This is a genomic window from Azospirillum sp. TSH20, from assembly GCF_003115935.1.
Lineage (GTDB): Bacteria > Pseudomonadota > Alphaproteobacteria > Azospirillales > Azospirillaceae > Azospirillum.
Genome location: NZ_LGQU01000016.1, coordinates 68,835 through 87,374 on the forward strand (window position 1 = coordinate 68,835; position 18,540 = coordinate 87,374).

General features: G+C 66.6%; 18 protein-coding genes. 8 read left to right on the forward strand and 10 right to left on the reverse strand.

Annotation, left to right across the window (positions count from 1 at the left end; genetic code table 11):
• Positions 1 to 48: 48 nt before the first annotated feature.
• Both TSH20_RS04570 and TSH20_RS04575 read right to left on the reverse strand, forming a co-directional pair.
• Complete coding sequence (locus TSH20_RS04570; protein ID WP_109073619.1) at positions 49 to 468, reverse strand: WD40 repeat domain-containing protein; 420 nt, start codon at positions 466 to 468, stop codon at positions 49 to 51.
• 118 nt (positions 469 to 586) lie between these two features.
• Positions 587 to 1,897, reverse strand: coding sequence for an MFS transporter (locus TSH20_RS04575; RefSeq protein WP_109073620.1), 1,311 nt, complete (start codon positions 1,895 to 1,897; stop codon positions 587 to 589).
• Positions 1,898 to 2,078: 181 nt separating this feature from the next.
• Here TSH20_RS04575 and cyoA point away from each other — a divergent pair, with 181 nt between their 5' ends.
• The 7 genes from cyoA to TSH20_RS04610 all read left to right on the forward strand — a co-directional run bounded on the left by cyoA (position 2,079) and on the right by TSH20_RS04610 (position 8,969).
• On the forward strand, positions 2,079 to 3,188 hold the full coding sequence (gene cyoA / locus TSH20_RS04580) for a ubiquinol oxidase subunit II (RefSeq protein ID WP_109073621.1): 1,110 nt from the start codon (positions 2,079 to 2,081) through the stop codon (positions 3,186 to 3,188).
• A gap of 14 nt (positions 3,189 to 3,202) precedes the next feature.
• Positions 3,203 to 5,200: a cytochrome o ubiquinol oxidase subunit I gene (cyoB, locus tag TSH20_RS04585; protein ID WP_109073622.1), complete on the forward strand. Its 1,998-nt coding sequence runs from the start codon at positions 3,203 to 3,205 to the stop codon at positions 5,198 to 5,200.
• Positions 5,201 to 5,224: 24 nt separating this feature from the next.
• Entirely contained in the window at positions 5,225 to 5,863 is a 639-nt protein-coding gene (gene cyoC / locus TSH20_RS04590; protein ID WP_109073640.1) for a cytochrome o ubiquinol oxidase subunit III, read from the forward strand.
• Positions 5,860 to 6,282: a cytochrome o ubiquinol oxidase subunit IV gene (gene cyoD / locus TSH20_RS04595; RefSeq protein WP_109073623.1), complete on the forward strand. Its 423-nt coding sequence runs from the start codon at positions 5,860 to 5,862 to the stop codon at positions 6,280 to 6,282. The genes cyoC and cyoD overlap by 4 nt, the downstream gene beginning before the upstream one ends.
• A complete protein-coding gene (locus TSH20_RS04600) occupies positions 6,279 to 7,049 on the forward strand; it encodes an SURF1 family protein (RefSeq protein WP_109073624.1) in 771 nt (256 codons plus the stop codon). The genes cyoD and TSH20_RS04600 overlap by 4 nt, the downstream gene beginning before the upstream one ends.
• 89 nt (positions 7,050 to 7,138) lie before the next feature.
• Positions 7,139 to 8,416, forward strand: a complete 1,278-nt coding sequence (locus tag TSH20_RS04605) for an ATP-binding protein (protein WP_247871123.1) — start codon at positions 7,139 to 7,141, stop codon at positions 8,414 to 8,416.
• Positions 8,403 to 8,969: a response regulator transcription factor gene (locus tag TSH20_RS04610; protein ID WP_199231868.1), complete on the forward strand. Its 567-nt coding sequence runs from the start codon at positions 8,403 to 8,405 to the stop codon at positions 8,967 to 8,969. The genes TSH20_RS04605 and TSH20_RS04610 overlap by 14 nt, the downstream gene beginning before the upstream one ends.
• Before the next feature lie 48 nt (positions 8,970 to 9,017).
• On the opposite strand, the gene thiD is transcribed toward TSH20_RS04610, so the two are convergent.
• From thiD to folP, 3 genes are all read right to left on the reverse strand, one after another.
• Positions 9,018 to 9,836 carry a bifunctional hydroxymethylpyrimidine kinase/phosphomethylpyrimidine kinase gene (gene thiD / locus TSH20_RS04615; RefSeq protein WP_109073626.1) on the reverse strand — a complete coding sequence of 273 codons (819 nt, stop codon included), beginning with the start codon at positions 9,834 to 9,836 and terminating at the stop codon, positions 9,018 to 9,020.
• Positions 9,833 to 11,206, reverse strand: coding sequence for a phosphoglucosamine mutase (glmM, locus tag TSH20_RS04620; RefSeq protein ID WP_109073627.1), 1,374 nt, complete (start codon positions 11,204 to 11,206; stop codon positions 9,833 to 9,835). Before glmM ends, thiD begins: the two co-directional genes overlap by 4 nt.
• A gap of 129 nt (positions 11,207 to 11,335) precedes the next feature.
• On the reverse strand, positions 11,336 to 12,517 hold the full coding sequence (folP, locus tag TSH20_RS04625) for a dihydropteroate synthase (protein ID WP_109073628.1): 1,182 nt from the start codon (positions 12,515 to 12,517) through the stop codon (positions 11,336 to 11,338).
• Positions 12,518 to 12,770: 253 nt separating this feature from the next.
• On the opposite strand from folP, the gene TSH20_RS04630 reads away from it, so the two are divergent.
• Positions 12,771 to 13,298 (forward strand): hypothetical protein, encoded by a 528-nt coding sequence (locus tag TSH20_RS04630; RefSeq protein WP_136702129.1) that lies wholly within the window; start codon positions 12,771 to 12,773, stop codon positions 13,296 to 13,298.
• Between the two features lie 59 nt (positions 13,299 to 13,357).
• Here TSH20_RS04630 and flhB read toward each other — a convergent pair whose 3' ends face one another.
• The 5 genes from flhB to fliQ all read right to left on the reverse strand — a co-directional run bounded on the left by flhB (position 13,358) and on the right by fliQ (position 18,421).
• On the reverse strand, positions 13,358 to 14,440 hold the full coding sequence (gene flhB, locus TSH20_RS04635; protein WP_109073630.1) for a flagellar biosynthesis protein FlhB: 1,083 nt from the start codon (positions 14,438 to 14,440) through the stop codon (positions 13,358 to 13,360).
• A gap of 3 nt (positions 14,441 to 14,443) precedes the next feature.
• Complete coding sequence (locus TSH20_RS04640) at positions 14,444 to 15,202, reverse strand: flagellar biosynthetic protein FliR (RefSeq protein ID WP_109073631.1); 759 nt, start codon at positions 15,200 to 15,202, stop codon at positions 14,444 to 14,446.
• 4 nt (positions 15,203 to 15,206) lie between these two features.
• A complete protein-coding gene (gene flhA, locus TSH20_RS04645; protein WP_109073632.1) occupies positions 15,207 to 17,300 on the reverse strand; it encodes a flagellar biosynthesis protein FlhA in 2,094 nt (697 codons plus the stop codon).
• Between the two features lie 90 nt (positions 17,301 to 17,390).
• Complete coding sequence (locus TSH20_RS04650) at positions 17,391 to 18,146, reverse strand: lytic transglycosylase domain-containing protein (protein ID WP_247874422.1); 756 nt, start codon at positions 18,144 to 18,146, stop codon at positions 17,391 to 17,393.
• Between the two features lie 8 nt (positions 18,147 to 18,154).
• Complete coding sequence (gene fliQ, locus TSH20_RS04655; protein ID WP_085090915.1) at positions 18,155 to 18,421, reverse strand: flagellar biosynthesis protein FliQ; 267 nt, start codon at positions 18,419 to 18,421, stop codon at positions 18,155 to 18,157.
• Positions 18,422 to 18,540 lie beyond the last annotated feature (119 nt).

The window sequence follows — 18,540 nt, forward strand, 5'->3', positions numbered from 1 at the left end:
ACCTGAAGCATCCCTCAGAAGGCATTTGAAAATTCACGAATTCCGACGTCAATCCACCGTGAAGGTGTTGCGCAGCGACCCGTCGGCATTGACCATCTGGTAGCGGCCGTCGGGAAGCTTGTAGATCTCCATGCATTGCTGGCGCGGATCGATCTCCAGCGTCAGGCAATAGCGGTCGCCCGACACCGTCCAATGGCCGTATTCGTTGCCCTTGCCGCCGGAAATGACGATCGACCCGTCCTTGGAAAAGCGGTTCACGTAGGACTTGCCGCGCGCGTTGACGATGCTCAGCGTGTGGCCGCCCAGCAGTGTCGACACCTCCGGCCCGGTCAGGCGCTGGGCGCCCGGCTTGCGGTATTCCGGCTCGAACCCGGCGCAGGCCGACAGGCCTGCCAGGGCGGCCAGCGTCACCACGAGCAGACGCCCGCGACCGGGAGTGGCGGGATGGGAATGGGTTGACGATCGCATGGGTCGGGCCGCCTTTTCCGGTTCGTTGCACCGTTCAAGATTGGCGGCCAAGCTGGTTCCGACAAGTCATGAGGGTTGCCCGCCCGCCGCAAGGATGGCGGAGGGCGGGGGTACCCCATCAGGATGAGAGCGTCTTGTTGATCCGCAGCGCCACCAGCGTGCAGATCGCGCCCGACAGCAGGTAAAGGCCCGACGCGATCAGCCCGAAATGGCTGGACAGGTAGAGCGCGACGAAGGGCGCGAAGCCGGCCCCGAACAGCCAGGCCAGATCGGAGGTCATCGCCGACCCGGTGTAGCGGTACTGCTGGCTGAAGCCCGACGCCACCGACCCCGACGACTGGCCGAAGGACAGGCCGAGGATGACGAAGCCCAGCACCATGAACACCAGTTCGCCCGTCTGCCCGCCGTTGAGCAGCAGCGGCGCGAACCCACTGAACACCGCGATGGCGGCGGCACAGGTGCCGAGCAGCGTCCGCCGACCGACCCTGTCGGCGATGTAGCCGGATGCGACGATGGCCGCGATGCCGAAGGCGGCCGCGATCACCTCGATGATCAGGAAGGCACCGGTTTCCTGATTCGCATTCAGGAAGATCCAGGACAGCGGGAAGACGGTGACCATGTGGAACAGGGCGAAGCTTGCCAGCGGGGCGAAGGCGCCGATCACCACGCGCTTGCCTTCCACCTGCAGCGTCTCCACCACCGGGGCCGGCTGCAGTTCGCGGTTCAGGAACAGGCGTTCGAACTCCGGCGTCTGCACGAGTCGCAGGCGGGAGAACAAGGCCACCACATTGATGGCGAAGGCCACGAAGAAGGGATAGCGCCAGCCCCAGGCGAAGAAATCCTCCGCCGACAGGCTGTTGACCATGTAGGCGAACAGGCCGCTCGCCACGATCAGCCCGATCGGCGCGCCCAGCTGCGGGATCATGGCGTACCAGCCGCGCCGATTCTCCGGCGCGTTCATCGCCAGCAGCGAGGCCAGACCGTCCCAGGTGCCGCCCAGCGCGATGCCCTGCCCGATGCGCGACAGTGCCAGCAGCCATGCGGCGGCGACGCCGATCGCCTCGTAGTCCGGAAGGAAGGCCAGCGCCACCGTGGAGATGCCCAACAGGAACAGGGCGATGGTCAGCTTGGCGCTGCGCCCGTAACTCTCGTCGATGGCCATGAAGATGAAGGTGCCGATCGGTCGCGCGACGAAGGCCAGTGCGAAGATGGCGAAAGACCAAAGGGTCCCGGTCAGCGGATCGACATAGGGGAACACCAGCTTCGGGAAGACAATCACGGAAGCAATGGCGTAAACGAAAAAGTCAAAGAACTCGGATGTTCGGCCGATGATAACGCCGATGGCAATTTCTCCGGGGTTGACCCCGTGATGCCGCGCGTTCACCAGCCTCGCATCCCGTTCAACGGCCGCAATCGATGAAGTCATCATGTCGGCTCCGGCTGCGTTATTTCGCTTGCGATGATCCGCAGATCATACAATATGGGGCACCAACTTTCGGTGACCTGTCAAGCGCGCAGGAGTCAGGCATTGGACAAATTGTCCAATGTCACAGCTAGGCTATTGCCGCTAGCTGTCTCCCCAAAGCAAACCTTATGAAACAGGTCCTGCCTTGAGCCGTTATCGCGCAATCGCCCTGCTGCCAGTGATGGCGGCGTTGAGTGGCTGCAACCTGGTCGTGCTGAACCCGGCCGGCGACGTTGCAAACCAGCAGGGAGACCTTGTGGTCATCTCCACCCTGCTGATGCTGCTGATCATCGTCCCGGTCATGGCGCTTACCGTGCTGTTCGCCTGGCGTTATCGTCAGTCCAATAGCACGGCCCGCTACGAACCGGACTGGGACCATTCGACGCAGCTTGAACTGGTGATCTGGGCCGCCCCGCTCCTGATCATCATCTGCCTGGGTGCCATCACCTGGGTGACCACCCACAAGCTCGACCCCTACCGTCCGCTCGACCGCATCGCGGCGGACAAGCCCGTTCCCGCCGGCGCCAAGCCGCTGGACGTGCAGGTGGTGGCGCTCGACTGGAAGTGGCTGTTCGTCTATCCGGAATACGGCATCGCCTCGGTCAACGAGATGGCCGCCCCGGTGGACCGGCCGATCCGCTTCAGCATCACCGCGTCGTCGGTGATGAACTCCTTCTACGTTCCGGCGCTGGCGGGCATGATCTACGCCATGCCGGGCATGGAGACGAAGCTCCACGCGGTGATCAACGAGCCGGGGACCTACAAGGGCTTCTCGTCCAACTACAGCGGCGCCGGCTTCTCGCACATGCGCTTCAACTTCCTCGGCCTGTCGAACGAGAATTTCGACGGCTGGGTGTCGAAGGTGAAGTCGGCCAACGGCTCGCTGGACCGCAACGCCTATCTGGCGCTGGAAAAGCCGAGCGAGGCGGTTCCGGTCCAGCATTACGGCAGCGTCGATCCGAAGCTGTTCAACGCCGTCGTCAACATGTGCGTGCGTCCCGGCACCATGTGCATGAGCGACATGGCCGCCATCGACCGCGCGGGCGGGCTGAACGCCGGCGGCAAGGCCGCGGCCGACGCCATCCTGCGGGCCAACACGCTGGCCGGTTTCCCGGACACCCAGCCGACCGGCCTGTGCACCGTGGCCGAAGCCGTTGAAGCCGCCGCAAACTCGGGCGCCGTGCAGCGCCCCACCGTCACGCCGATCAGCGCGTCCGCCTCCCCGGCCGGGCCGCAGCGGCTGGCCAATCCCTGATTGGGCACACCGGCATGCTTGAGACACTGACGACCTTCCTCTTCGGGCGCCTCAGCCTGGAGTCCTTCCCCTATCACGAGCCGATCGTCGTCGCGACCTTCTTCGCGGTGGTGCTCGGCGGCATCGCGCTGGTCGCCGCCCTCAGCTATTTCAAGCTGTGGGGCTACCTGTGGACGGAGTGGTTCACCACCGTCGACCACAAGCGCATCGGCATCATGTACATGGTGCTGGGCCTGATCATGCTGCTGCGCGGCTTCGCCGACGCCATCATGATGCGCGCCCAGCAGGCCATGGCCTTCAACGGAAGCGAGGGCTACCTCAATTCCCACCATTTCGATCAGGTCTTCACCGCCCACGGTGTGATCATGATCTTCTTCGTCGCCATGCCGCTGGTGACGGGGCTGATGAACTATGTCGTGCCGCTGCAGATCGGCGCGCGCGACGTGTCCTTCCCGTTCCTGAACAATTTCAGCTTCTGGATGACCGTCGGCGGCGCCGTCCTGATCATGGCCTCGCTGTTCGTCGGTGAATTCGCGCGCACCGGCTGGCTGGCCTATCCGCCGCTGTCGGGTCTGGAGGCCAGCCCGGACGTCGGCGTCGACTATTACATCTGGGCCTTGCAGGTGGCGGGCGTCGGAACGACGCTGTCGGGCATCAACCTGATCTGTACGATCGTGAAGATGCGCGCCCCCGGCATGACCATGATGAAGATGCCGGTCTTCACCTGGACCTCGCTCTGCACCAACGTCCTGATCGTCGCCTCCTTCCCGATCCTGACCGCCGTGCTGGTCCTGCTGTCGCTGGACCGCTATGTCGGCACGCACTTCTTCACGAACGACATGGGCGGCAACCCCATGATGTACGTGAACCTGATCTGGATCTGGGGCCATCCGGAAGTCTACATCCTGATCCTGCCGTGCTTCGGCATCTTCTCGGAAGTGACCTCCACCTTCACCGGCAAGAAGCTGTTCGGCTACACCTCGATGGTCTACGCGACCGTCGTCATCACCATCCTGTCCTACCTGGTGTGGCTGCACCACTTCTTCACCATGGGTTCGGGCGCCAGCGTGAACTCGTTCTTCGGCATCACGACGATGATCATCTCGATCCCGACGGGTGCGAAGATCTTCAACTGGCTGTTCACCATGTACCGTGGCCGCATCCGGTTCGAGCTGCCGATGATGTGGACGATCGCCTTCATGCTGACCTTCGTGCTCGGCGGCATGACCGGCGTGCTGCTGGCGGTTCCGCCCGCCGACTTCGTGCTGCACAACAGCCTGTTCCTGATCGCCCACTTCCACAACGTCATCATCGGCGGCGTGCTGTTCGGCCTGTTCGCCGGCATCTACTACTGGTGGCCGAAGGCCTTCGGCTTCCGCCTGGATCCGTTCTGGGGGAAGATGTCCTTCTGGTTCTGGGTGATCGGCTTCTACTTCGCCTTCATGCCGCTCTACGTCCTGGGCCTGATGGGCGTCACCCGCCGCCTGCGCGTGTTCGAGGATCCGTCGCTGCAGATCTGGTTCCAGATCGCCGCCTTCGGCGCCGTCCTGATCGCGCTCGGCATCGGCTCCTTCCTGATCCAGATCGCCGTCAGCGTCCTGAAGCGCAAGCAGTTGGTCGACGTGTCGGGCGACCCGTGGGACGGCCGTACCCTGGAATGGGCGACCTCCTCGCCGCCGCCGGGCTACAACTTCGCCTTCACGCCGGTCATCCATGACAACGACGCGTGGTGGGACATGAAGAAGCGCGGCTATGCCCGTCCGCTGGAAGGCTTCCGCCCGATCCACATGCCGAGCAACACCGGCACCGGCGTCATCCTGGCCGGCATCAGCACCGTGCTCGGCTTCGCCCTGGTCTGGCATATCTGGTGGCTGGCCGCGGTGAGCTTCATCGGCCTGCTGGCGGTCGCCATCAACCATACCTTCAACTACAACCGCGACTTCCACATCCCGGTGGATGAGGTGGTGAGGACCGAGAACGAGCGGACCCGTCTGCTCTCCGGACAGGTGTAAAGCATGACGACGACCGTTGAAGCCATGCACGGCAGCCACGCGGGGCACGACACCCCGCGCGGCGCCACCCCGCCCGTCTTCTATGTGAGGGACGAGCACGCCCACGAAGCCGCCAGCACCGCGCTCGGCTTCTGGATCTACCTGATGAGCGACTGCCTCATCTTCGCGGTGCTGTTCGCGACCTACGGCGTGCTGGGCACCAGCTACGCCGCCGGTCCGACGCCGAAGGAGCTGTTCGACCTGCCGCTGGTGGCGCTGAACACCTCCATGCTGCTGCTGTCCTCCATCACCTATGGCTTCGCCATGCTGGCGATGGAGAAGGGCCGCACCGGCCAGACCCAGGCCTGGCTGTTCATCACGCTGCTGTTCGGCCTCGCCTTCCTGGGCATCGAGCTGTTCGAGTTCGCGCACCTGATCCACGAGGGCGCCGGCCCCTGGCGCAGCGCCTTCCTGTCGTCCTTCTTCACGCTGGTCGGCACCCACGGGCTGCACGTCACCTTCGGCAGCGTGTGGCTGGTGACGCTGATGGTCCAGGTCGCCCGCCGCGGCCTGATCCCGGCCAACCGCCGGCGCCTGATGTGCCTCAGCATGTTCTGGCACTTCCTGGACGTCATCTGGATCGGTGTGTTCACCTTCGTCTATCTGATGGGAGCGCTGCGATGAGCACCCACGCGCACAGCGACCACCACGCCCATCAGGGCCACGGGCACGACCACGGCGGTCACGGCCATGACGACCACGGCCATCCCGCGGGCGCCCACGGCACCTTCGGCAGCTATATGATCGGTTTCGTCCTGTCGGTGATCCTGACGGTCATTCCGTTCTGGCTGGTGATGAACGGCACGCTGGACAATGCGACCACCACGGTCGTGATCCTGGCGCTGGCCGTGGTCCAGATCCTCGTCCACATGGTGTATTTCCTGCACATGAACGGCCGCGTCGAAGGCGGCTGGTCGATGTTGGCGATGATCTTCACGATCATCGTCGTGGTCATCATGTTCGCCGGTTCGCTCTGGGTGATGTACCACCTGAACCACAACATGATGCCCGGCATGACCCACGACATGAGCAAGATGCCGTGACCGGACTGCCGTCCGCGCCCCCTGCGGGCGGCACACCGAAGAGGGCCCGCCCGGTCTGGGCGCTGGCCCTCTTCGGCCTTCTGGCGCTGGCCGGCGTCGCCGGCCTGACCGCGCTCGGCATCTGGCAGCTCGAACGCCGGGTGTGGAAGCTGGATCTGATCGAGCGGGTGGACGCCCGCATCCATGCCTCACCGGTTCCCGCTCCGGGGCCGGAGGCGTGGCCGTCGGTTTCGGCGGCGTCGGACGAATACCGGCGCGTCGCCGTCACCGGCCACCTCCTGAACGACCGCGAAGCGCTGGTGCAGGCCGTCACCGACCTGGGCGGCGGGTTCTGGGTGATGACCCCGCTGGTCACCGACCGCGGCTTCACCGTTCTGGTGAACCGCGGCTTCGTGCCGCCGGAAAAGCGTGATCCCGCATCCCGCGCCGAGGGGCAGCCGCAGGGAGAGGTGAGCGTCACCGGCCTGCTGCGCCTGACCGAGCCGAAGGGCGGGTTCCTGCGCAGCAACGATCCGGCCGCCGGCCGCTGGTACTCCCGCGATGTTGCCGCCATCGCCGCGTCGAAGGGGCTGGAGCGGGTCGCCCCCTATTTCATCGATGCCGACGGGACCCGCAATTCCGGCGGCTGGCCGGTCGGCGGGCTGACGGTGGTCAGCTTCCCCAACAGCCATCTCAGCTATGCGCTGACCTGGTTCGCGCTGGACCTGATGCTGATCGGCGCCGTCCTCTACGTCGTCCGCAGCGAGATGCGGCGCCGGAGGGCATGAATCAGGCGCCCCGAAAACTCCCCTCTTCTCGCTCACTCTCTATATATATCGGTGGGCTGATGAACCGGGTGAGGAACAGGACGTCTTTCGTGCGCGATACCACCGACCGCAAAAACCTGTTCCTGCTCGTCCAGCTGCGTTGGCTCGCCGTCGTCGGGCAGATCGTGACGATCCTGATCGTCCATCTGCAGATGAGCATCCGCCTGCCGCTGCTGCCGATGGCGGCGGTGATCTTCGTGCTGGTGGCGCTGAACATCGCCAGCCTGATCCAGATCCGCCGCAGTTCCGCCGTCTCCAACACCCAGCTTTTCCTGGAGCTGCTGATCGACGTCTGGGCGCTGACGCTTCAGCTCTATCTCAGCGGCGGGGCGTCCAACCCCTTCATCTCGCTGTATCTGCTGCAGGTGGCGCTGGGGGCGGTGCTGCTGGAGGCGTGGTCGGCCTGGGCGCTGGTTCTGGTGGCGACCGCCGGCTTCACCTGGCTGATCGGCACGCACCAGCCGCTTCCCCTGCCCCCCGCCTATGAGGGCGAACTGTTCAGCCTGCACATCCAGGGGATGTTCATCTGCTTCGTGCTGGCGGCGAGCCTGCTGGTCCCCTTCCTCACCCAGATCAACCGCAATCTGCGCGCCCGCGACGCCTATCTGGCGGAACTGCGCCAGCGCTCGATGGAAGAGGCGCATATCGTCCGCATGGGGCTGCTGGCGTCGGGCGCCGCGCATGAGCTGGGGACGCCGCTCGCCACCCTGTCGGTGATTCTCAACGACTGGCGCCGCATGCCGACGCTGAAATCCGATCCCGATCTGGCGGATGAGATGGCGGAGATGCAGAACCAGATCGACCGCTGCAAGGCGATCGTGTCGGGCATCCTGATGTCGTCCGGCGAGGCACGCGGCGAGGGCACGGTGCGCACCACGGTGAAGGGGTTCCTCGACGGTCTGGTGGAGGACTGGCTGTCCAGCCGCTCGCCCGGCCGCTTCGACTATGACAACACCGTCGGGCCGCAGGAGCGGATGATCGCCGACCTCGCCCTGAAACAGGTGCTGTTCAACGTGCTGGACAATGCGCTGGAGGCCTCCCCCGACTGGATCGGCGTCGCGGCGCTGCGGCAGGGCGACAATCTGGTGGTGGCGGTCAATGATTGCGGCCCCGGATTCGACCCCGCCATCCTGGAGGAGTTGGGCAAACCCTACCGCTCCACCAAGAAGCGGCCGGGCAGCGGGCTTGGCCTGTTCCTGGTGATGAATGTGCTGCGCAAGCTGGGCGGGACGGTTTCGGCCAAGAACCGGGCCGCCGGCGGCGCCACCGTGACGCTGACCCTGCCGCTGTCCGCCCTGTCGCCGGGAGGCTCCGATGGAGACGACTGAACTGGAGATGCCCGAGTTCGAGGGGGGCGACCGCACCCTGCTGATCGTCGAGGACGATGCGTCCTTCGCCCGCGCGCTGCGCCGGTCCTTCGAACGCCGCGGCTACGAGGTCCATGCCTGCGCCGGGCTGGAGGAGATGCGGGAGATCCTGGAGACGCTGGATCCCGACTATGCCGTGGTCGACCTGAAGCTCGCCACCGGGTCGGGCCTGGAATGCGTGAAGGAGCTGCACGAGGCGGACGAGGAAACCCGCATCGTCGTGCTGACCGGCTTCGCCAGCATCGCCACCGCGGTGGAGGCGATCAAGCTGGGCGCCTGCCATTATCTGGCCAAGCCGTCCAACACCGACGACATCGAGGCTGCCTTCGAGCGCACCGAGGGCGACACCTCCATCGCGCCGGCCGTCCGCACCACCTCGATCAAGAATCTGGAGTGGGAGCGCATCCACGAGACGCTGGTGGAGACGAACTTCAACATCTCCGAGACCGCTAGACGGCTCGGCATGCACCGGCGCACGCTGGCGCGCAAGCTGGAGAAGAAGCGGGTGCCGTGAGCGTGCGCCCTCTCCCGGGGCGGGAGAGGGAGTTATGCTCCTGCCCTTTTACGAGAACTCCCGCACCGTGTGCAGGTGGTTGAGCGGGCCGTGGCCGTGGCCCAGGCCGGGGGCGGTCAGGATCGCTGTTTCGACATAGCGGCGGGCACGGGCCACCGCGTCGCGGGTGCTCAGGCCCTGGGCCAGACCGGCGGCGATGGCCGAGGACAGGGTGCAGCCGGTGCCGTGGGTGTGGGGGGTGTGGACGCGGCGACCCTCGAACACCGTTTCGCCCTCTTCGGTCAGAAGCAGGTCGTAGAGGGTGTCGTCCTCCAGATGGCCGCCCTTCAGCAGAACCGATTTCGGGCCGAAGCTGAGCATCAGTTCGGCGGCGCGGCGCATGTCGTCCAGATCACGGATCGGCAGGTCGGTCAGCGCCTCGGCCTCCGGCAGGTTGGGCGTCACCACCTCGGCCAGCGGCAGCAGGCGCCGGCGCAAAGTCAGCACGGCGTCGGGGTCGAGCAGATGGTGGCCGCTCTTGGCGATCATCACCGGATCGAGGACCAGCGGCACGTTGACGGCGCGCTCCTCATACTCCGCCGCCACCGCCTCGATGACCGGGGCGTTGGCGAGCATGCCGATCTTCACCGCGTCGGCGCCGATATCCTCCAGCACCAGCTTCATCTGCAGGGCGACGAAGGCGGGATCGACCGGCACCACGCCATAGACGCCGGTGGTGTTCTGCGCCGTCAGCGCGGCGATGGCGGTCATGGCATAGGCGCCGAGCGCGCTGACCGCCTTGATGTCGGCCTGGATGCCGGCCCCACCGCCGGAATCGGAGCCGGCGACGATCAGGACGCGGCCATTGACGGTGTTGCTGGCGCTCATTGCGCGGCCTCCAGGCTGCGGGCGGCGCTGGCCTGGATGGCGTCGGCGATGTCGGCGACCACGCTGTGGACCAGAGCCTCGTCGTCGCCCTCCGCCATCACGCGGATGACCGGTTCGGTGCCCGACTTGCGGATCAGGATGCGGCCGCCGGACGCCAGACGGGCCTCGCCATCCTTGATCGCCTGCTGGACGACGGCATCCTCCAGCGGCTTGGTCCCGGCGGAGAAGCGGACGTTGGTCAGCTTCTGCGGCACCGGATCGAAGACGCGGCAGACCTCGCTGGCCGCGCGGCCATCGGCCTGGATCAGCACCGCCAGCACCTGCAGCGCCGCGATCAGCCCATCGCCGGTGGTGGAATAGTCGGACAGCACGACATGGCCCGACTGCTCGCCGCCGACATTGTAGCCGCGCTCGCGCATCAGCTCGACGACATAGCGGTCGCCGACGGGGGTGCGGGCGAGATGCAGGCCAAGGCCGCCGAGATGGCGCTCCATGCCCAGGTTGGACATGACGGTGGCGACGACGCCGCCGCCGCGCAGGGTCTGCGACCGCGCCCAGGAGGTGGCGATCAGGCTCATCAGCTGGTCGCCGTCGATCGGGCGGCCGGCTTCGTCGACCATGATGAGGCGGTCGGCGTCGCCGTCCAGCGCGATGCCGAGATGGGCACCGTGGGCGACCACCTGCTCCTGCAGCGCCTGGGTGGCGGTGGCGCCGCAGCCCTTGTTGATGTTGGTGCCGTCGGGGCTGACGCCGACCGGGATCACGTCGGCGCCCAGCTCGTACAGCACCTTGGGCGCGACCTTGTAGGCGGCGCCGTTGGCGCAATCCACGACGATCTTCAGCCCATCGAGCCGCAGGCCGCGCGGGAAGGTGTTCTTCACATATTCGATGTAGCGGCCGGTGGCGTCGTCCAGACGGCTGGCGCGGCCGAGATCGGCGGGGCCGGCGAGATCGGGGCCGAAGGGCAGCGCCATGCGCCGCTCGATCGCCGCCTCGACCTCGTCCGACAGCTTGTAGCCGTCGGGACCGAACAGCTTGATGCCGTTGTCCTGATAGGGGTTGTGCGAGGCGGAGATCACCACGCCCATGTCGGCACGGAGCGAGCGGGTCAGCATGGCGACCGCCGGGGTCGGCAGCGGCCCGACCAGCACCACGTCCATCCCCATCGAGATGAAGCCGGCAGTCAGCGCCGGTTCCAGCAGATAGCCGGACAGGCGGGTGTCCTTGCCGATCACCACCCGGTGGCGATGGTCGCCGCGGCGGAACTGCAGCGCGGTCGCCATCGCCACGCGCAGGGCCGTTTCGGCGGTCATCGGGTCGATGTTGGCGGTGCCACGGATGCCGTCGGTGCCGAACAGGTGTCGCGTCATGAAAACCTCGTGCAGAAACCGTCTCCAGCCCCGCATGTCGGGGTGCGGGGCGGGAAGCGCAAGCGAAGGATGTTTCTTCGCCCGGCAGCCGGGCCGGGTCAAGATCCCATCGGCGGCTGCGCGAAAGGGTTACGGGGGATCCTGGCGGGGATGCAGTCCCTCCCAGACGGCGCGGGCCTGCGCCGTCTCCGCCACATCGTGGACGCGCAGGATCTGGGCGCCCTGGTTCAGCGTCTCCAGACCGGCGGCGAGCGAGCCGGGCAAGCGCTCCTTCGGCGGTTCGTCGCGCGACAGGCGGCCGATGAAGCCCTTGCGCGACAGCCCGATCAGCACCGTGCAGCCCAGCGCATGGTACAGCGAGGTGTGGCGCAGGATTTCCATATTGTGCTCCGTCGACTTGCCGAAGCCGATGCCGGGATCGACGGCGATGCGCTCCGCCGGCACACCGGCCGCGACACAGCTGGCGACCCGCTCCTCCAGCCAGTCGAACACGTCGAGCGCGGCGTCACGGTAGGTCGGGTTGGCCTGCATGGTGCCGGGATCGCCCTGCATGTGCATCACCACCACCGGAGTGGCGGTGCGGGCGACCACCGGCAGGGCCTGCGGGTCGCCCAGCCCGGCGATGTCGTTGATGATGCGGGCACCGGCCGCGGCAGCGGAGTCCATCACGATGGCGTGGCGGGTGTCGACGGAGACGGTCGCTCCCTTCGCGGCGAAATGGCGGATGACCGGCAGGACGCGCCGCTCCTCCTCCTCCGGCGCGACCGCGGCAGCACCGGGGCGGGTGGATTCGCCGCCGATGTCCAGGATGTCGGCGCCGGCGGCCAGCATCGCCTCGCCATGGGCGATGGCGGCGGCGGGATCGAAGAAGTCGCCGCCGTCGGAAAAGCTGTCCGGCGTGACGTTGACGATGCCCATGATCTGCGGCCGGTCGGTCGCCAATCCGGCGAAAGGCGCGCGGGCGCGGGTCAGGGCGCCGAGCTGGCGGTCCAGCGCCTCCGCCACCGCGCGGGAGCGCTCCCAGCCCCAGGCCATGATCTCCGACAGCGGCGCGAAGGCGCGGTCGATGCGGGAGGCCCCATGGTGCAGGCCATCGCGGACGATCAGTTCGGCGGTGGAGAAGGCGAAGCGCCCGCCGGCCAGCGGCACCGCGGCGCCCTTGGCCCAGGCGGCGATGGGCATCAGGCCGACCGGGCGAAGATAGACCCGCACCCCGTCCTCCCCCGCCCAGGGACAGAAGCCGGCGAGCGACCCGGCAGCCGATTTGGCGGCTGCGGCTTTGGCGGCGGGCTTTGCGGAAAGCGGCGGCATCGGGGGTCCCCTTCACGTCACGGGCTGGCGATACCGTTCCTGGCACGCGACCGGCGGGATGGCAAGGGTGCCATCGCGGACGGCCCCCTCCCCCGCTCCAGGACCGGGAGGAGATCGCAGATGGCGCATATGGGTGGTTTCTCACCAGTTCGGCTGAGGAAGATAGGAGTTCTCCCGGACATCCTTTAATTACATCTTAAGAACCGATTACCACAGTCAAGCAGGGCAACTTTACATCCAGGTTCTTGCAATAATGGGTATCGAGAGCAACATTTGCACCAAGCTATGTAATTTTAAATCTGCATCCGCCTTGGTTGTTGACTGCAATATATTGTCAAGCGATCTAATGGAAAGAACCCTTACTGGCCTTAAACTGAAAGACATCTATCGCTCATTCTCCACCGAAGACGCTCTCTCGCTTCTTTCTGAGAAAGAGATCGATATTGTCATCATAAACGCAGATACCATCCGTGAGAAAGCGCTTCAGTTTCTGGATATGGTCAGATTTCGCCAGACAAAAGACCCACTTCTAGAAGCGAAGATAAAGCATATCTCCATAATCCCATTCGTGATCACCAGCTCTGCAGTGACGCCGAAAATGGCGGAGAAAGCTGCGGATGCAGGAATATGCGCGTTGGTTTCGATGCCGTTCAGGCCGATTGATTTTATGAACAGAATCAAAAGTCTGCTTTATGTGCACTGCAACGACAACTGCTTCAAAATGACAAGCCCGTCGCTTGAGGACGCCGGCTTCCTGGAGGAACCCAGCAGCCTCCGCTGACGTAAAGCCAGAAGCTTCCTGTCCTCTCCTGTAGGAGAGAAAGCGATTCCGCCCATTTCTCACCCCCGCCGCGCCAGCCCGCCCTTCAGCTTCAGCACATAGGTGATGACCTCCGCCACCGCCTGATAGTGCTGGAGGGGGATGGTGGCGTCGACCTCGGCCGAGGCGTGGAGGGCGCGGGCGAGCGGGGGGTTCTCGACGATGGGGATGTCGTGCTCCTGGGCCAGGGCGCGGATGCGGAGCGCGATCAGGTCGGCGCCCTTGGCGAGGCAGATCGGGGCGGCGGTGCGGCCGCGTTCGTATTCCAGCGCCACGGCGAAATGGGTGGGGTTGGTGATGACCACGGTGGCGCGCGGGACGTTCGCCATCATCCGCTTCTTGGAGCGCGAGCGGCGGATGTCGCGCAGGCGGGCCTTGGCGTTGGGGTCGCCTTCGATCTGCTTGTATTCGTCCTTGATCTCCTGGTGGCTCATGCGCAGGCGGCGGCGCCATTCCAGGCGGTTCCACAGCACGTCCACCGCCGCCATCAGGACGGTCGCCAGCAGGACCGCCAGCAGCAGCCGCAAGGTCACGTCCCGCAGCAGCACGGGCAATCCGGCGACGTCCATGCCCACAGTATCCTCCGTCCATGCGATGTAGGGCGCCAGCGCGTGCCAGGCAGCAGCGCTGATGATGGCGAGCTTGACCAGACTCTTGGCGAATTCGACCAGCGCCGGGCGTCCGGCGATCCGCTTCCAGCCCGATGCGGGCGACAGGTGCGACCATTTCGGCTGGATGCGGTCGGACGCCACGACGAACGGCCCCTGCCCCAGCGCCGACACCACCACCCCGCCAAGCAGGATGCCCAACACCGGCAGCAGGGCCACCGCAACGCCGCCGATCAGCCAAGTGAGGCTGTGGATGACGTCGATGGCGCTGCCGTCGATGCGGATGTCGTCGGGGTTCTCGATCAGCGGCAGAAGCAGGGCCGACAGGTTCGAGGCGACGCCGGGCACCGCCATCAGCACGATCATCCAGGCGGCGACCATGGCGGACAGCAGGCCGACGTCGCGGGCGCGGGGGACGTCGCCCTTCTCCGCCGCCTCGCGCAGGCGTTTCTCTGTCGGTTCCTCTGTCTTCTGTTCGTCGTCCTGCTCCGCCATGCGTCAGGACCCCGACAGCCAGCCGCCGAGTGCGGCGACGAAGGCGGTCAGCATGGCGCCAGCGGTCGCCATGAACAGGCCCATGCCGACCATCAGCACGCCGGGGGTGGCGACGAAATAGACTGGCATCGCCGGCATCACCCGGTTGACCAGCCCGAGCGCCACATTCACCACCAGCCCATAGAGGATGAAGGGCGCCGCCAGCCCGACGCCGAGGCGGAAGGTGGTCGCCAGCAGTTCGGCGAAGCGCTGGGCGACCATGCCCAAATCGGGGAACACCCCCGCCGGCCAGGAGCCGTAGGAGCGCGCCAGCGCGCCGATCATCAGGTAATGAACGTCTGACGCGAACAGCAGGGCCAGCCCGCCGATCAGCAGCACGCCGGACAGCACCGATCCGCCCTCAAACCCCGCCGCCTCCATGGAGAAGGGGTTGCTGAGGCCGACGACTTGGGCCGTCAGGGCGCCGGTGGTCTGCAGGGCCGCCATGAACAGCCGGGCGCCGAGGCCGAGATAGGCGCCGACCAGCGTTTCGCCCGCCAGCGCGCGCAGCATCTCCACCGGCTGGTCCGGCATGCGCTCGGGCAGGCCGTCCACCCCCGGCAGCAGCACCAGCGTGACGATGATCGCCAGCGCCGCCCGCACCCGCATCGGCACCGCCGCCTCGCCGAAGCCCGGCAACAGGCCGATGGCCGCTGCCACCCGCGCCAGTACGATGAAGCCGCGGTAGATCTCCAGGGTCAGGAACTGGCTGAGGTCAACCATCAGCCTAGACCTGATCGACGGTCTTGAGCGACGCCTTGCGGTGAAGCTCGGCATGGCTCAGCACCGGCGTCATCGGGCTGACCCTCTCCAGCAGGGAACGGACGAAGGGGCGCACCTCCGCCCCCACCAGCAGGGCCGGCCAGATTTGCGAGGTGGCGTGCTTCTGGATCTTCAGGCGCACAGCGGTCAGGAACTCCTGCACCTGGCTGGGCGGCATGACGAAGCGGCGGTCGTCACCCTCCACCACGATGTGGTCGAGCAGGGCCTGTTCCCAGCGCGGGCTGAGCGCGATCACCGACACGAAGCCGTCCGGTCCGGCGAGCCCCTGGTGGATCTGCTGGCCCAGCCGCATGCGCACATGTTCGGTGATGAGGGTGATGTGGCGGGTCCAGCCGACCGCCTCCGCCACCGCCTCGACGATGGCGGGCAGGTTGCGGATCGATACCCGTTCCGACAGTAGCTGCTGCAGCACGCGCTGAAGGACGACCAGCGAGATCTGGCTCGGCACCATGTCGTTGATGAGTTTCTGATACTCGCGGCCCAGACCGTCGATCAGCTTTTGCAGGGCGGCGAAGGTCAGCAGAGTGGAGAGGTTGTCCTTGATGACCTCGGTCAGGTGGGTGGTGATGACGCTTTCCGGGTCGACGACGGTGTAGCCCTTCGCCACCGCCTCCTCGTGGCGGGCCGGGTCGATCCATTTGGCTTGCAGGCCGAAGGTCGGCTCGCGCGTCGCGTCGCCGGCGATGTCGGGGACGGCGCCGCCGGTGGGGTCGATGGCGAGCAGGTGCTTGGGCCGCACCTCCCCCTTCGCCGCCTCCACCCCCATGATGCTGATGACGTAGCTCTTGGGCGGCAGGAAGCTGGAATCCTTGATGCGCACCGAGGGCAGGACGAATCCGAATTCGGTGGCGAAGCGCTTGCGCAGGGTCTTCACCTTGGTGGTCAGCGGGCCGTTCTTGTTGAGGATCAGCGGGACGAGGTGGTTGCCGACCTCCACCTTCACCTCGTCGACCTTCAGCATGTCCTCCACCGCCTCTTCGGGGGCGGCTGGGGGCGCCTTGCGGCTTTCCTCCAGCTTGGCGAGGGCCGCGGCGCGGGCCTTGCGGCGCGGGGCGTACCAGCCGAGCGCGGCGAAGGCGGCGCCGATGGCAAGGAAGGGCGCCATCGGCAGGCCCGGCGTCAGCGCCAGCGCCGCCAGCAGACCGGCCGCCACCAGCAGCGCCTTCGGATAGGCGCCGAGCTGGTCGATCACCGCCTTTTCGGCGGAGCCGATGTTGCCGCCCTTGGTCACCAGCAGGCCGGCGGCCAGCGACACCACCAGCGCCGGGATCTGCGTCGCCAGCCCGTCACCCACCGTCAGGGTGGTGTAGGCGGAAGCGGCGGCGTCGAAGCTCATCCCCTTCTGGACGATGCCGATCGCCATGCCGCCGAGAACGTTGATGACGGTGATGACCAGACCGGCCACCGCGTCGCCGCGCACGAATTTCGAGGCGCCGTCCATGGCGCCGTAGAAGGTGCTTTCGTCCTCCAGCTCCTTGCGGCGGCGGCGCGCCTCGACCTCGTCGATCATGCCGGCGGAGAGGTCGGCGTCGATCGCCATCTGCTTGCCGGGGATGGCGTCGAGGGTGAAGCGGGCGCCGACCTCGGCAATGCGGGTGGCGCCCTTGGTGATGACGACGAAGTTGATGACGACCAGGATGCAGAAGATCACCACGCCGATGACGAAGTTGCCGCCCATCACGAACTGGCTGAAGCCCTGGATGACGTGGCCGGCGGCGCCGTGGCCGTGATGCCCCTCGCTGAGGATCAGCCGGGTCGAGGCGATGTTCAGCGCCAGCCGCAGCATCGTCACCACCAGCAGCACGGTGGGGAAGGAGGAGAAGTCCAGCGGGCGCGGGATCCACAGGGACACCATCAGCACCAGCACCGCGACCGAGAAGGACAGCGCCAGCCCGAGATCGAGGAACCAGGACGGCACCGGCAGGAACAGCACCGCCAGCACCAGCAGGATGCCGACCGCGAACAGCACGTCGCGGTTCGCCAGCCCGATGTCGCCGAGCAGGCCGAACCGGCTGCGGACGTGATCCGTGAGGGTCATGGGGGTCCCAACCGTTTTTTGGAGAAGGCGTGTTTCGGCAAGGATAGGGGGGTGCGGTAAAACCGGGATTTAAACGGCTCCCTTGGCCTGTCATTGCGCCGGCAGCAGCGGCCGGGCCGGGCCGTCGGCGAACAGGCCGGACAGGAAGCTGAGACGGCCGCGCTCCGCCGCGGTCCAGGTCGGGGCGGCGCCGCCGGGGCCGGCCGCCAGCGTCTCCAGATAGCCGAGCGCCCCGGCGACCCAGCGCAGATTGCCGGTCACCCGCTGGCGATAGGCCTCGCCACGCTCGGACTGGGCGGAGTGGTAGCGGGCGATGGCGGTTTCCAGCGAGCCGTGGTCGCGCCGCAGGGCCGACAGGAAGGACGCGGCATAGCGGGCGTTGGCCACCGGGTCGAAGGCGGTGGCGAGGTCGGGGAAGGCGTCGGGGTGCCAGCGCAGGTTCACCTGCAGACAGCCGACGTCGATGGACTGCACGCCGCGCGCCTGGGTCTCGCGCACGAAGGCGATGGCGGCGTCGCGGGTCGGGAAATAGTGGGAGCGGCCCTCGGTGTTGACGGTCCAGGGCCAGGCAGTGAACAGCCGGTCCTCCGTCCGCCGGCCGGATTCGGTAAAGCCCATCGCCAGCAGAAGGTGATCGGAAATGCTGGCCGCCTTCTCCGCATCGAGGATGGAGGCGATGCACTGCGCTTCCGGCGGCAGGGCTTTGGCCGGAGACTGGGACGGCGGATGCGGCGGGGCGTAGAGCGCGGTGCTCCACACGCCGATCTGCGAGGGGTTGGCCGGCGGCGCCGCCGCACCGCCGGCCGGACTTACGAGCAGCCCGAGAAGGGGGATGACCGCTCGCAACCGGAACATCAGTCGATGGCGACGATCAGGTCGCTCAGCCGGTCGGCGTAGGTGGCGAGCGTGCCGTACATGAAGGGCAGCGCCAGCACCGTCACCACCAGGATCGCGACGATCTTGGGCACGAAGGTCAGCGTCATCTCCTGCACCTGGGTCAACGCCTGCACCAGCGAGATCGACACGCCCACCACCACCGCCACGATCAGCGGCGGCGCCGCGACCAGCAGGGTCGTCCAGATGCCGCTGCGCAGCACCTCCAGCACGTCGGCCTGGTTCATGGGTGGATCCTTGGGAGTTCGTGTGGAATGGGACGTTAGACCCCCACCTAACCTCCCCCGCTCTCAGCGGACCTACGGTCCGCCTGCCGCGTCAGCACAAAGCATAGCTTTGTGCGAGA